A 13,837-nucleotide genomic window follows, 5' to 3' on the forward strand; every position below is an offset into this window, starting at 1 on the left:
TACTGAATTCTAAGAAATGTAATTACTAAATAATGTGTAGTATAAAGAGCTTTGGAGTTCACGTACATTAGTTCGTAACGTGAGTCCCTTCTTTTTCACCCATGACCACTGAAAGCAATGAGCCTGATTTATTCATATCGAATACTTGTAGCGGTACATTATGATCACGACACAAACAAATTGCGGTTAAATCCATGATGCCTAATTTTTCATCTAGAACCTGATCAAATGTCAGTGTTTCATACTTCACTGCATCATCATATTTGCTCGGATCTTTATTATAAACACCATCAACTTTAGTGGCTTTCAAAATTAAGTTAGCCTCAATTTCAATACCACGTAAGCAAGCTGCTGTATCCGTGGTAAAAAACGGATTACCCGTTCCTGCCACAAATACGCAGACTTCGCCTTGAGTTAAATGACGAATCGCATCACGACTTGAATAAGACTCAACAACTGCACCAATGGGAAGTGCCGACATTAAACGGGTCTTAATATTACGACGGACTAAGGCATCTCGCAAAGCCAAGCCATTCATTACAGTGGCAAGCATCCCCATTTGGTCACCCGTTACACGACCAACTAAGCCGTCTTTTTGCAACTGACTCCCACGATACAAATTACCACCACCAACGACAATACCGACTTGAACACCCAAACCAACCAAATGTGCAATCGCTAAAGACATTTGATCAAGCACCATCGCATCAATCCCCATATCTTTATTGCCTGCCAGGGCTTCACCAGACAGTTTCAATAAAATACGTTCATAACGGGGCTTTTTTGAATCCAACATTAGGAATCTCCGAATCTTCCAATATCTAAAATTTTTTTTGCATACTTCAATAACAGATTAAGCCGACTTAATCCGAATTAACTTGGCATATAAATCATATTCATCTGCATCAGTAATTTCGACTTCGAGTAAATCACCAGATTTAATTTGACTTTTATCAATATCTTCTACAAAAACATTACCATCAATTTCAGGCGCATCCGCATAAGAACGTGCAATCGCCACTGGAAATTCATCTTCCAGACCATCGACCAATACAGTCATGGTTTGACCAATACGTTTTTGTAATTTTGCTGCTGAAATTTCTTGCTGCACTTGCATGAAGCGTTCATAACGATCTTGTTTAATGTCTTCAGGGACATGATCTGGCAAATCGTTGGCTGTTGCGCCCTCTACAGGTGAATAGGTAAAACAACCAACTCGGTCAAGCTGAGCTTCTTTGAGCCACTCTAATAGAATTTGGAAATCTTCTTCAGTTTCACCAGGGAAACCCACAACAAATGTGGAACGTAGCACCAAATCCGGACATTTTTCGCGCCACAATTTCAGACGCTCCAATGTATTTTCACTATGAGCTGGTCGTTTCATCAATTTTAGGATGCGTGGACTGGCGTGCTGAAAAGGAATATCTAGATAAGGCAATATTTTACCTTGTGCCATTAAATCAATCACAGCATCCACATGTGGATAAGGATAGACATAATGCAAACGTACCCAAACCCCTAACTGACCGAGTGCTTCACACATGTCATAGAATTTGGTTTTAACAGGCTGACCATTCCAAAAATCGAGTTTGTATTTGGTATCTAGGCCATAGGCAGAAGTATCCTGAGAAATGACAAGCACTTCTTTTACACCTGCATTTTTTAATGCTTGTGCTTCGCTTAAAACTGAACCTACAGGACGAGAAACCAAATCGCCACGCATACTTGGAATAATACAGAATGTACAACGATGGTTGCAGCCTTCCGATATTTTTAAATAGGCATAATGTTTAGGCGTTAAACGAATTCCCTGTTCAGGAACAAGGTCAATAAAAGGATTGTGCTTTGGTGGTTCAGGTACGTACTGATGTACGGCCTCCATCACTTCTTGATATGCTGCTGCACCTGTAACCTTAAGAACACTAGGATGCATTTTGCGAATCTTGTCTTCATCTTTACCCAAACACCCTGTCACGATGACGCGACCATTCGCACTAATGGCTTCGCCAATCGCGTCTAAAGACTCTTGTACTGCAGATTCAATAAAACCACATGTATTGACAACAACCAAATCGGCACCGTCATAATCCGATGCAACATCATAACCTTCAGTTTTTAACTGAGTTAAAATTCGTTCAGAATCTACCAACGCCTTAGGACAACCTAAAGAAACAAAACCGACTTTGGGGGACTTCATGAATCTACACTCCACTATAATGCGCATATTGTATGTCTTTTCCGTACATATGAATAGGTGGAATGCCGACTCTTTGCGTAACGCACCAAAATACATCCAATTTTTTACACATTTCCTTGTGCGCACTATTTTGGTTCAATAATATTTTGAATTGATTTACTATGAGATGTGTTTCTGCAATCAAATAACAAAAAAGCGCATTTTTCTCTTCATAATTTTTTTATTTATACCGATAGTTAAAGTTGGCGTGCATTTTGCTTTATTTTGACAATGCTTAATGCGTTGAATGTCCCATAACAGGGAGAAATAATCAAAAATGCAGCTGCCATTGCGCTATTTTAATACAGGATAATTTCATCAATGGATCAACCCGTCGCGATCGACTACCGCCTTTTAGTGGATAATTTAACGACTGCTATTTTACTGGTTGATGGGCAACTTAATGTTTTTTATTTAAACTCTTCATGTGAATCATTATTTGACATTAGTCTGCTACGCGCATCAGGCCAGCCTGTTTTAAATTTGCTGCATATGGCCAATGATGAGTTCAATACCCAAGAAGCGCTATTGAATACTTTTAATACGGGACAACCTTACACACGACGCGAAGCAACCATTCGCGTAAATTTCAAAGATATCCATGTGGATTATACTGTTTCACAAATTAATGCAGAAAAATCCTACCACCCACTTTTATTGATTGAACTTGATCAAATTGATCGAATGTTAAAAATCTCTAAAGAAGAAAACCTCATTCAGCAACACCAAGTGGCGAGGCAACTTATTCGCGGTGTTGCACATGAAATTAAAAATCCTTTAGGCGGTATTCGCGGTGCAACCCAATTACTGGCACGTAGCTTAAATGATCCGCAGTACGAAGAATTTACCGACATTATTATTAGCGAAGTAGATCGTTTAAGAAATTTAGCCGATACCATGCTCGGTTCGCGCCAATTACCCAGTTACGAATTAGTCAATGTACACGAACCTTTAGAACGTGTTCGCTCACTGGTGACCAATCAAACCAAAAAGAAAATTAAAATTACTCGCGATTATGATTTGTCTTTACCCGATGTACTGGCAGATCGAGACCAACTGATTCAGGTCATGCTCAATATTAGTGTCAATGCAGTTCAAGCCATGACAGAAAATAAAGAATTCTTTATCGACCATCAGCCTGAATTAATCTTAAGAACGCGTATTCAACGATTAGTCACCATTAATGGCGTATTAAAACGATCTGTAGTTCGTATCGATATTGAAGATAATGGCCCAGGCGTACCAGAAGAAATATTAGAATCAGTGTTTTATCCTCTTGTTACTGGACGCGCTAAAGGCACAGGCCTAGGTTTAAGCATTGCACAAAATATTATGCATCAACATGGTGGAATGATTGAATGTCAATCCATTCCAGAAAAAACAATATTTAGCTTATATTTACCTTGGGAGGCGAGTCATGTCGCGAAATAAAATATGGGTCATTGATGATGACCGTGCCATGCGTTGGGTACTCGAAAAAACATTCAAAGAAGAAGGTTTTGAGGTTACCAGTTTTGAAGAAGCACAATCTGCGCTTGATCAAATGAATACAGAGTTACCCGATGTCATTTTAACTGACATTCGCATGCCCGGTATCGACGGTCTTACATTTTTAGGAAAAGTTAAAGCCAGTCATCCAGAACTTCCTGTGATTATCATGACCGCACATTCTGACTTAGAATCTGCTGTATCGAGCTATCAAACAGGTGCATTTGAGTACCTACCTAAACCATTTGATATTGATGAAGCTTTAGCACTAGTCAATCGTGCTATTTTACATATTGCCAAATTACAACAACAAGAATCCGCCAAAACTGCCCCACCAATTCAATCCACTGAAATTATTGGTGAATCTCCTGCTATGCAAGAGGTTTTTCGTGCAATCGGTCGCCTGTCCCAATCTCATATTACCGTACTTATTAATGGCGAATCTGGAACAGGTAAAGAATTGGTCGCGCATGCGCTACACCGCCATTCACCACGTGGCAGCAAACCTTTTATTGCCCTGAATATGGCAGCCATTCCTAAAGACTTGATTGAAACTGAACTTTTCGGGCATGAGAAAGGTGCTTTTACAGGTGCAAATTCGCAGCGCCAAGGTCGTTTTGAACAGGCCAATGGTGGTACGTTATTCCTAGATGAAATTGGCGACATGCCATTTGAAACCCAAACCCGTTTGCTCCGAGTTTTGGCCGATGGCGAGTTTTACCGTGTTGGCGGACATATCCCTGTCAGAGTAGATGTGCGTATTGTTGCAGCAACTCATCAGGATTTAGAAAAATTGGTGAATGACGGTCGTTTCCGTGAAGACTTGTATCATCGCTTAAATGTCATTCGCATTCATATCCCGAAACTCGCGCATCGTAGTGAAGACATTCCGATGCTGGCGCAGCATTTCTTGGCACGTGCAGGTAAAGAACTGGGTGTAAATGCTAAAATTTTACGCTTAGAAACCCAAGAATATATGAAACAATTGCCTTGGCAAGGTAACGTGCGCCAACTAGAAAACACCTGTCGTTGGCTTACGGTCATGATTACAGGTCGTGAAGTCTATCCAGAAGACTTACCGTCGGAGTTAAAACAACTTCCGATTCAGCGCTCAGGCGATGAAGCACAAGTACAGAATAGTTTTGATCGAGTGTCTTTGCATCATTGGGATGAATTATTAAATCAATGGGCAATACAAAAGCTTAAAAATGGTGAAATGAAGATTCTTGATATTGCAACACCCATGTTTGAACGCACACTCATTACTGCTGCACTGCAACAAACCCGTGGCCGTAAACGTCATGCTGCTGAACTTTTAGGTTGGGGAAGAAACACCTTAACCAGAAAGCTGAAGGAGTTGGGTATGGACACTGTAGATGATGATACTGAAGAAGAAGTAGAAAGCTAACTTTATAAAGAAAAGCTCCTATTGGAGCTTTTCTTTTTTGCGTTGTCTATTTAAGCGGTAAAACCAATGTAGCGAAAATACCCTTGTGCGCCCAAATCTGATTTAAAAATCAAATAATTCGGATATGTTGATTGAGTAATTTCTGCAAACATATTCACCTGATCATCATGGGCATGCAAATCATCCACAGAACGCTGCATAGTTTGTTCAAAATCATCAGTTATATATTCAAAACCAATATCCATAGCAATAAACAAGGTATGTTCACACGGTTGAATATATTGCTCTTGTATCCAATCAATCACATTTTGCTGACAATGTGGGCAAGCGATATTATCAACTGCCGAAATAGATAAGGGAATAATTTGATAAGCCATTTAGTATTCGTCTGTTTTGCTATAGTGTCATTTTAGCAAATTTTTAGATTGGTTTATTTTGCACATCACATTTTTTAAAATAAAAAAATTTAAGGAAAAAAGATCAAGCTTCCATAATATTTAACTTTTACATTCAGTATTTGTCACTACGTGTAGATGTTTAAATAGAATGACAAGCATGATGTTCAAGCTAAAATTAAATTATAAAAGCCCACATGAAGTGGGCTTTTAACATCATCAAACCAAACTAAAATTATGCTGATTTTTTCGTTTGTGCATTCTTACGAATGGTAATCATAATCAATTGCACCGCAGCAGGCGTAACACCTGGAATACGATTTGCTTGCGCTAAAGTTTCAGGACGCACATCTTTTAACTTTAAAGTAATTTCACGTGATAAACCTGAAACAATATCATAATCAAAATCAACAGGAATTTTTGTGTCTTCCAGACGCTTCATCTGAGCCACATCTTCATGCTGACGGTTGATATAACCTGCATACTTCACTGCAATTTCAATTTGCTCACCCACAAACGGGGTTACTTCAGAATCTGTCAATTCTGCAATTTGAGCAAAATTGATATTTGGACGCTTCAATAAATCAATCGCAGAGCATTCTTTAGAAAGATCTGCCCCTGTCATTTCTACGAACTTCTTGCCCATTGGATTGTTGGGTGCAGCCCAAAGATGCTGTAAACGCCCCGTTTCTTTCTCTACTGCTTCCATTTTTTCACAATAAGATGCCCAACGCGTGTCATCGACCAGTCCAAGTTCACGCCCGATTGTCGTTAAACGCTGATCTGCATTATCTTCACGTAACATCAAACGATATTCGGCACGTGAGGTAAACATACGGTATGGCTCTTTGGTTCCCAGTGTAATTAAATCATCCACCAAGACACCCATATAGGCTTCATCACGTTTTGGTGTCCATTGCTCTTGATCCCATGCACGACGTGCTGCATTTAAACCAGCCAACAAACCTTGTGCACCCGCCTCTTCGTAACCTGTGGTGCCATTAATTTGACCGGCAAAATAAAGGTTATGAATGGCTTTGGTTTCAAGCGAAAATTTTAACGCTTGTGGATTAAAATAATCATACTCAATGGCATAACCTGGACGAAGAATATGTGCATTCTCCATACCACGAATTGAACGGACCAATTCAAACTGCACATCGAACGGCAAAGAAGTTGAAATACCATTTGGATAAAGTTCGTGCGTATCTAAACCTTCAGGTTCCAAGAAAATCTGATGCGAATTTTTATCAGCAAAACGATGAATTTTATCTTCAATTGATGGACAATAACGCGGCCCAACCCCTTCGATCACACCGGTATACATCGGTGAACGATCTAAACCACCACGAATAATGTCATGGGTACGCTCATTGGTATGCGTGATATAGCAATTCACCTGCTCAGGGTGCATAGAAGCATCCCCCATGAACGACATAACAGGTGACGGAAAATCACCCGGTTGAGCGGTCATGACTGAAAAATCAACTGAACGCGCATCAATACGTGGTGGTGTACCCGTTTTTAAACGACCAACTGGCAAATTCAATTCACGTAAACGAGCAGCCAAAGAAATAGATGGCGGATCACCCGCACGACCACCACTCGATTTTTCAAGCCCCACATGAATTACCCCACCCAAGAAAGTTCCTGTCGTTAAAACGACAGTTTTTGCCTCGAAGCGAATACCCATTTGAGTGACTACACCTTTGACAGTATCACCCTCAACAATCAAATCGTCTGCTGATTGTTGAAAAATATCTAAGTTGGCTTGATTTTCTAAAGTTTCACGAATTGCTGCTTTAAAACGCACACGATCTGCTTGTGCACGGGTAGCGCGAACTGCCGCACCTTTGCGTGAATTCAAAATACGAAATTGAATACCACCTTTATCGGCAGCCAATGCCATAGCGCCGCCTAAAGCATCAATTTCACGAACTAAATGCGATTTACCAATACCACCAATTGCTGGGTTACAGCTCATTTGCCCTAAAGTCTCAATGTTGTGAGTTAGGAGCAATGTCTGTCGACCCATACGTGCCGCAGCAAGCGCTGCTTCAGTACCTGCGTGACCGCCACCGATAACAATGACATCGTAAACTTTAGGATAATGCATAATGGTTTGAGAGATAAAAAGGAATGACAGAACATTATATCAAAATTGATCAACTGAGGTGGATAAAATACGACGATTTTATCATGTCTTAAATGGCGTCAATCTCTTGCTTAAACATTGCAATGTAAGTCTAGTTTGCAAAGTAACCATAAAAATTAAACATTTAATGAATAATATTTACTTGATTGGTCTTGTTTTATTCTGGTTATTTTTTACTCTATAGGTTGGTTACATTACAAACAAAGGTATAAAAGATGAATAACAATGCTTTTCTTTCGATCATCCTCTGTAGTCTATGTCTCACTCCTTTTGCTACCCAAGCAAATGACAAAGTAGAAACCACTTATAACGCGCAAAAATATCAACAAGTCTGTAAAGGCAAAACTCAAGGTGCTCAAGTCAGTTTTGCACATCGAGGAATTATATGGAATGGCACCTGTGAACCACAATTTTTCTCTTCATCAAAAAATAGCGCGATTAAAGGTGATGAAGCCGAGCTCAGCAGCACTTGTAGTGCTGATATGAATGCTAAAATGGCAAACATAAATGGTAAAGAAATCAAAGGGAAATGCGCCTTAGGCTTTATGCCACCCCAGCCCCAGATGCAAAGCCCATCGATGCAATCACAACCTACTAGGCAGTCTCCAACAGCGATGTAAACGCATTACATTTTAATTCAATTGATATTTACTTAGCGTAAATACTTGACGGGTAAACAATTAAATTTTTACCCGTTTTTTTATGCAGAATAAATAGCGCCTTAAAATTAATTTTGTTCTAAAAACCAACATCCGAATTAAAGATAAAGAAAAAAATATTCAATACAACTTATAAAAAACTTTACTTTTAAACAGCCATACTCTTAGTCTTTATAAATTCTAAAATTCATCTAATATTTTCAAATTTTAATTTTATAAGCTATATATAGGATTGAAATTAAAAAAATTAAACAAAAAATAAATTAAGGATTAGGAAAATCAATATGGATTCTGGAATTATTACTCTCTTATTACCTTTAGCTCTGGCAATTGTTATGGCTGGGCTTGGTTTAGAACTCACACTCAAAGATTTCGCTCGTGTGACCAAACATCCTAAAGCTGTATTTTTAGCACTTTTTTGCCAACTTGTAGTTTTAGTCGGAGTCGCGTTTTTAATTTGTAAGTTATTTCAGCTCCCTCCACTTCTAGCTGTTGGTCTCATGTTGCTCGCAGCCTCACCAGGAGGAGCAACAGCAAATTTATTTAGCTATCTTTATAAAGGAGATATTGCTCTCAATATTTCCTTAACCGCAGTAAATGCCATTTTGTCTGCATTTACTTTACCTTTGATTGTAAATTTTGCTGTTATTCACTTTATGAATAATGGTGACGGCATGGGCTTACAATTTGCAAAAGTAATTCAAGTGTTCATTATTATTTTTGTCCCTGTGTGTATCGGCATGTTGATTCGCCGCTACTCCCCATCTATTGCAACCAAGCTACAACGTCCTACTAAAATTTTTGCGATTGTATTTTTAATTGCAATTGTCTGTGGCGCAATATTTCAAGAACGAGAGAATATTTTAGGTTATTTTGCACAAGTGGGTCTAGCAACCGCTGTATTTTGTGTGGCAAGTTTAGCCATCGGTTATTTCGTCCCTCGCTGGGCTGGAGTAAGTTCATTTCAAGCACGCGCTTGTGCTTTTGAAATTGGGATACATAACAGCACGCTGTCTTTGACAATAGCACTGACCATTATGGCCAGTACAACCATTGCAATTCCTGCGGCTGTGTATTCAATTTTTATGTATTTTTTTGCAGTCATCTTTGGCCTGCTATTGAATAAGTATGCACCGCAACCTGCAACCACCTAAACTAGATTTTTACCTAAAAAGACCTACCATTAGGTCTTTTTATTTTTTACTGGTTTTATGAAAATATAGTGGTTTAAGTACAACTTCCGCTACAATGGCATTTTTAAAAACATCAATTTAGGTTATTTCTGTGAAGTGGTTACAAATTCATATTACTGTTGAACAAGCTCAAGTCGATTTTACCGAAACCTTATTAAGCTCACTGGGTGCAGTGAGTGTAACTTTAGACGATGCTGAAAATCAGGACTTGCTTGAGCCACTTCCAGGAGAAACTCCACTGTGGAATAAAGTTATTGTTACTGGTATTTATGCTCAAGAAGAAGATGAAGAAATTGACGTAAATGCCCTAACAACCTTTATTACTGCACAAATGCCCGATACACCCTTGCGTTATGACTTCCTTGAAGATCAAGAATGGGAACGAACATGGATGGATGCCTACAAGCCTATTCAAATCGCTGAGAAATACTGGATTGTGCCTGAATGGATGCAAGCACCTGAACCAGATGCAGTTAATATTAAACTGGATCCCGGTTTAGCCTTCGGTACAGGTAATCATGCGAGTACTTTCCTCTGCTTACAATGGCTTGGGAAAATTAACCTTAAAGATAAAATTGTCATCGATTATGGTTGTGGTTCTGGTATTTTAGGCGTAGCTGCACTGTTATTAGGTGCTAAAAAAGTCTATGCCACCGATATTGACCCGCAAGCAGTTTTGGCAACCAAACAAAATGCCGAATTAAATGGTGTACTTGAACATTTATATGTAGGTTTACCCGAAGAGTTTAATATTGAATTTAACCATCAAAAAGCAGATGTGTTTGTGGCCAACATTCTGGCTGGCCCACTTATGGCACTTGCGCCTGAGTTCTCAACTTTAATAAAATCTGAGGGAGAGTTCGCACTTGCTGGCATATTAGAAGAGCAAGTTACTGATGTTTCTGCTGTTTATTCACAGTTTTTTGATATAATAGAAGTCGAAAAACGTGAAGAACAGTGGTGCCGAATTTCGGGAAAACGCCAAAACATCCTTTAATTTCTGAATAGATCATGAGCGAAAAACAAACCTATTGCCCGAATTGTTTGACTAAATACAAGGTCTCTGTAGAACAACTCACAATCGCGCGGGGGATGGTTTGTTGCGCAAAATGTTCAACCAACTTTAATGCATTAACTCACTTAGTCGTAGAGAAAAATCAAAATTTCTCTACCACTAAAGACTCTCTATCTGTCAGTTCAATCCAGAAAAACATGCCAACAATGGCAACAACAGGATCGCTTCTGATAGATTTATCGACACCCGAACAACATTTATTGGATATTTTTAATCGTAAGGTAGAAAATTCAAATATTGATTTAAAAACGTATTTGAACAATTTGAATTACTTCAGTACAGAACCCATTCGAAATTATCCAATCATGAATTGGGATGAGACATCTGAAAATAATAAAAAACACAGCACACGCTATTATGTAATATGGCTATTCGTTAATTTATCTTTAATTGGTTTACTGGTTTTTCAATTTTTTTGGTTTAACCCTAAAGTTTTCAACAATAGTCCCGCATTGGGCGTCTTATTGAATCAAGTATGCCAACCTATTAATTGCTCTATCATGGATGATAATTATCAGTTACTGGCCACCAAAAAAGTTAAGCTAGAGCCAATTGCCGATCGTAGAATTCAATTGACAGGCGAACTGGTTAATTATCATACAAAAAGCTTATCACTGCCTATTTTGAAAATTAATTTGAAAAAAAAAGGTAAAGTCGTTTCATCTTACTCATTGAACGCTTCGGAATACTTGACGACTAGCTTGCATGGAATTCAGAGAATCCCTCAAAACAGTCCTTTCAAATTTAAGTTTAAGCTTCCAGTCGCACGTGAAAGTTTCGATAATTATAATTTAGAAATAATTCCACCGTAATATTGATAAAAATTATTAAAAAAATAAAAAAAAATAAAAAAAATGTAGTTTTCTTGCTCACTTTTTCTTAGACAATGCTATCATACGCGCCACGAAAGCTTTGTGCTGCAAACTCCTCGCTATTTTCACAACAAATATAGTCTAGCTGATGCGCTTTATTTTTATTAATGCGTATTGAGTAGATTTTTTGTTTTGATTTTGGTCTGTAACAAATATTAATGTATTGTTACGCTTATTTTTCGACCAAGTACGTCGAGTTGTGGCAAGCTAAATGTACAGTTTTAGAATTTCCGTTTTAGGATCTAAAACGGAGTTCATTTAATTTTATAGACCACTTTTATATATCTCTTTACCCAAGTGATATTTGATTTTTCGGATTAATTCGCATGAATAGCAAATCTCCTATTTTTACTGCACAATCTGATGTCGCTCTACGTATTCATGTAGATCGCGCAGTTCGCCATTATTTTGCACAATTGCAGGGCGAGCAACCTTCTCAGGTATATGACATGGTGTTGGCAGAAATGGAGAAACCTCTTTTATCTGTAGTTCTAGAATATACACGTGGTAATCAAACACGTGCTGCCGAGATTCTCGGACTGAACCGTGGTACTTTACGTAAAAAGTTGAAAGCTCACGGTTTAATGAGTGAATAAATGATAAAATGCTCGCGGTTACCGTGGGCATTTTTTTTATCTTATATGTGCCTATTGTTTTAATCTATACCTTTAATATTGTTGACCAAAATCATGACTATTAAACGCGCGTTAATCTCTGTTTCTGATAAATCAGGGATCGTTGAATTTGCTAAAAACCTTGTTGCTCTAGGGGTAGAAATTTTATCTACCGGCGGTACATATAAGTTGCTTAAAGACAACAATATTGCTGTCGTAGAAGTTTCAGAGCATACAGGTTTTCCAGAAATGATGGATGGTCGTGTAAAGACTTTACATCCTAAAATTCATGGTGGAATTTTAGCACGTCGTGGTTTAGACGAAGCGGTGATGGCTGAACACAATATTGATGCGATTGATTTAGTAATTGTAAATCTTTATCCATTTGCAGCTACTGTAGCGAAACCAAATTGTTCACTTGATGATGCCATTGAAAATATTGACATCGGTGGGCCGACTATGGTGCGTGCTGCTGCAAAAAATCATGCTTCAGTGGGTATTATTGTGAATGCATCTGACTATGATGCCGTGATTGCAGAAATTAAAGCGGAAGGCGTTTTATCTCATGCAACACGTTTTGACTTAGCTGTTAAAGCATTTGAACATACAGCACAATATGACGGCATGATTGCTTCTTACCTTGGTGCTCGCGTAGGTAAAGAAGAAGGTTCTGCTGACAAATTTGCACGTACCTTCAATACCCAATTAAATAAAGTACAAGATCTTCGGTATGGTGAAAACCCACATCAATCTGCTGCATTCTATGTTGAAAGCACTGCAACCGAAGCCTCTGTTGCGACTGCTAAACAATTACAAGGTAAAGAGCTTTCTTATAACAATATTGCAGATACCGATGCCGCACTTGAATGTGTAAAATCTTTTGCTAAACCTGCGTGTGTCATCGTTAAACATGCAAACCCTTGTGGTGTTGCAGTTTCTTTAGATGGCATTCAAGTTGCTTATGATCTTGCTTATGCAACTGATCCTGAATCTGCATTTGGTGGCATTATTGCATTTAACCGTGAATTAGACGTTGCAACTGCGCAAGCCATTGTTGATCGTCAATTTGTTGAAGTGATTATCGCACCAAGCATTGCTGATGGCGTACTTGAAATTACAGGTGCGAAGAAAAATGTACGCGTATTGGTATGTGGAGCATTACCTGCAATTGATGCACGTCAATCTCAGTTAGATTACAAACGTGTCAATGGTGGCTTATTGGTTCAAGACCAAGACTTAGGCATGATCACGAAAGACGATCTTAAAGTTGTGACTAAAGTTGCACCAACGGATGCTGAGATTGATGACTTAATCTTTGCATGGAAAGTTGCAAAATACGTTAAATCAAATGCCATTGTTTATGCTAAAGGTCGTCAAACCATTGGTGTAGGTGCAGGACAAATGAGCCGTGTAAATTCTGCACGTATTGCTGCCATTAAAGCTGAACATGCAGGTCTTGTGGTTGAAGGTGCAGTTATGGCATCTGATGCATTCTTCCCATTCCGCGATGGTATTGATAACGCTGCTAAAGCGGGTATCAAATGCATTATTCAACCAGGTGGTTCTATGCGTGATGAAGAAACCATAGCTGCTGCTGATGAAGCAGGTATTGCTATGGTATTCACGGGTATGCGTCACTTCCGTCATTAATAGATGCAATCCTGATTGTAATGACAATGTCATTCATGTTGTTTAAAACAGATTTCTAAATCTTGTATAAAGTCCTCTCCTTTTGGCTGAGG

At 38.7% G+C, this 13,837-nt stretch carries 12 protein-coding genes; 8 read left to right on the forward strand and 4 right to left on the reverse strand.

The window, feature by feature from the left end; translation table 11 throughout:
* Positions 1-67 precede the first annotated feature (67 nt).
* Together pyrH and rimO are read right to left on the reverse strand one after the other, a co-directional pair.
* A complete protein-coding gene (gene pyrH, locus H0S58_RS08225) occupies positions 68-796 on the reverse strand; it encodes a UMP kinase (protein ID WP_053580117.1) in 729 nt (242 codons plus the stop codon).
* Between the two features lie 57 nt (positions 797-853).
* A complete protein-coding gene (rimO, locus tag H0S58_RS08230; RefSeq protein ID WP_092720820.1) occupies positions 854-2,197 on the reverse strand; it encodes a 30S ribosomal protein S12 methylthiotransferase RimO in 1,344 nt (447 codons plus the stop codon).
* Positions 2,198-2,557: 360 nt separating this feature from the next.
* Here rimO and glnL point away from each other — a divergent pair, with 360 nt between their 5' ends.
* Together glnL and glnG are read left to right on the forward strand one after the other, a co-directional pair.
* The gene (gene glnL, locus H0S58_RS08235; RefSeq protein WP_053580115.1) at positions 2,558-3,667 is read left to right on the forward strand and encodes a nitrogen regulation protein NR(II); all 1,110 of its coding nucleotides are present in this window, start codon (positions 2,558-2,560) and stop codon (positions 3,665-3,667) included.
* Entirely contained in the window at positions 3,654-5,132 is a 1,479-nt protein-coding gene (gene glnG, locus H0S58_RS08240; RefSeq protein ID WP_053580114.1) for a nitrogen regulation protein NR(I), read from the forward strand. Before glnL ends, glnG begins: the two co-directional genes overlap by 14 nt.
* A gap of 50 nt (positions 5,133-5,182) precedes the next feature.
* Here glnG and H0S58_RS08245 read toward each other — a convergent pair whose 3' ends face one another.
* Both H0S58_RS08245 and mnmG read right to left on the reverse strand, forming a co-directional pair.
* Positions 5,183-5,509 (reverse strand): hypothetical protein, encoded by a 327-nt coding sequence (locus H0S58_RS08245; protein WP_092720821.1) that lies wholly within the window; start codon positions 5,507-5,509, stop codon positions 5,183-5,185.
* 253 nt (positions 5,510-5,762) lie between these two features.
* Positions 5,763-7,643, reverse strand: a complete 1,881-nt coding sequence (gene mnmG / locus H0S58_RS08250) for a tRNA uridine-5-carboxymethylaminomethyl(34) synthesis enzyme MnmG (RefSeq protein ID WP_053580112.1) — start codon at positions 7,641-7,643, stop codon at positions 5,763-5,765.
* Between the two features lie 254 nt (positions 7,644-7,897).
* On the opposite strand from mnmG, the gene H0S58_RS08255 reads away from it, so the two are divergent.
* The 6 genes from H0S58_RS08255 to purH all read left to right on the forward strand — a co-directional run bounded on the left by H0S58_RS08255 (position 7,898) and on the right by purH (position 13,745).
* Positions 7,898-8,302, forward strand: a complete 405-nt coding sequence (locus H0S58_RS08255) for a hypothetical protein (RefSeq protein ID WP_195726252.1) — start codon at positions 7,898-7,900, stop codon at positions 8,300-8,302.
* A 323-nt stretch (positions 8,303-8,625) separates the two neighbouring features.
* Positions 8,626-9,495: a bile acid:sodium symporter family protein gene (locus H0S58_RS08260; protein WP_092720822.1), complete on the forward strand. Its 870-nt coding sequence runs from the start codon at positions 8,626-8,628 to the stop codon at positions 9,493-9,495.
* A gap of 130 nt (positions 9,496-9,625) precedes the next feature.
* Positions 9,626-10,531 (forward strand): 50S ribosomal protein L11 methyltransferase, encoded by a 906-nt coding sequence (prmA, locus tag H0S58_RS08265; protein ID WP_092720823.1) that lies wholly within the window; start codon positions 9,626-9,628, stop codon positions 10,529-10,531.
* Positions 10,532-10,545: 14 nt separating this feature from the next.
* Positions 10,546-11,421: a DUF3426 domain-containing protein gene (locus tag H0S58_RS08270; protein WP_195726253.1), complete on the forward strand. Its 876-nt coding sequence runs from the start codon at positions 10,546-10,548 to the stop codon at positions 11,419-11,421.
* 386 nt (positions 11,422-11,807) lie between these two features.
* A complete protein-coding gene (fis, locus tag H0S58_RS08275) occupies positions 11,808-12,077 on the forward strand; it encodes a DNA-binding transcriptional regulator Fis (RefSeq protein ID WP_001086304.1) in 270 nt (89 codons plus the stop codon).
* A 93-nt stretch (positions 12,078-12,170) separates the two neighbouring features.
* The gene (gene purH, locus H0S58_RS08280; protein ID WP_195726254.1) at positions 12,171-13,745 is read left to right on the forward strand and encodes a bifunctional phosphoribosylaminoimidazolecarboxamide formyltransferase/IMP cyclohydrolase; all 1,575 of its coding nucleotides are present in this window, start codon (positions 12,171-12,173) and stop codon (positions 13,743-13,745) included.
* Positions 13,746-13,837: the final 92 nt, after the last annotated feature.

Origin of the sequence: Acinetobacter sp. TTH0-4, assembly GCF_015602665.1 — a bacterium.
Classification (GTDB): Bacteria; Pseudomonadota; Gammaproteobacteria; order Pseudomonadales; family Moraxellaceae; genus Acinetobacter; species Acinetobacter albensis.

What these genes read in the sequence shown, in the direction of transcription:
- pyrH (WP_053580117.1), bottom strand. Translation starts at nt 796, where the DNA reads ATGTTGGATTCAAAAAAGCCCCGTTATGAACGTATTTTATTGAAACTG.
- rimO (WP_092720820.1), bottom strand. Translation starts at nt 2,197, where the DNA reads ATGAAGTCCCCCAAAGTCGGTTTTGTTTCTTTAGGTTGTCCTAAGGCG.
- glnL (WP_053580115.1), top strand. Translation starts at nt 2,558, where the DNA reads ATGGATCAACCCGTCGCGATCGACTACCGCCTTTTAGTGGATAATTTA.
- glnG (WP_053580114.1), top strand. Translation starts at nt 3,654, where the DNA reads ATGTCGCGAAATAAAATATGGGTCATTGATGATGACCGTGCCATGCGT.
- H0S58_RS08245 (WP_092720821.1), bottom strand. Translation starts at nt 5,509, where the DNA reads ATGGCTTATCAAATTATTCCCTTATCTATTTCGGCAGTTGATAATATC.
- mnmG (WP_053580112.1), bottom strand. Translation starts at nt 7,643, where the DNA reads ATGCATTATCCTAAAGTTTACGATGTCATTGTTATCGGTGGCGGTCAC.
- H0S58_RS08255 (WP_195726252.1), top strand. Translation starts at nt 7,898, where the DNA reads ATGAATAACAATGCTTTTCTTTCGATCATCCTCTGTAGTCTATGTCTC.
- H0S58_RS08260 (WP_092720822.1), top strand. Translation starts at nt 8,626, where the DNA reads ATGGATTCTGGAATTATTACTCTCTTATTACCTTTAGCTCTGGCAATT.
- H0S58_RS08270 (WP_195726253.1), top strand. Translation starts at nt 10,546, where the DNA reads ATGAGCGAAAAACAAACCTATTGCCCGAATTGTTTGACTAAATACAAG.
- fis (WP_001086304.1), top strand. Translation starts at nt 11,808, where the DNA reads ATGAATAGCAAATCTCCTATTTTTACTGCACAATCTGATGTCGCTCTA.
- purH (WP_195726254.1), top strand. Translation starts at nt 12,171, where the DNA reads ATGACTATTAAACGCGCGTTAATCTCTGTTTCTGATAAATCAGGGATC.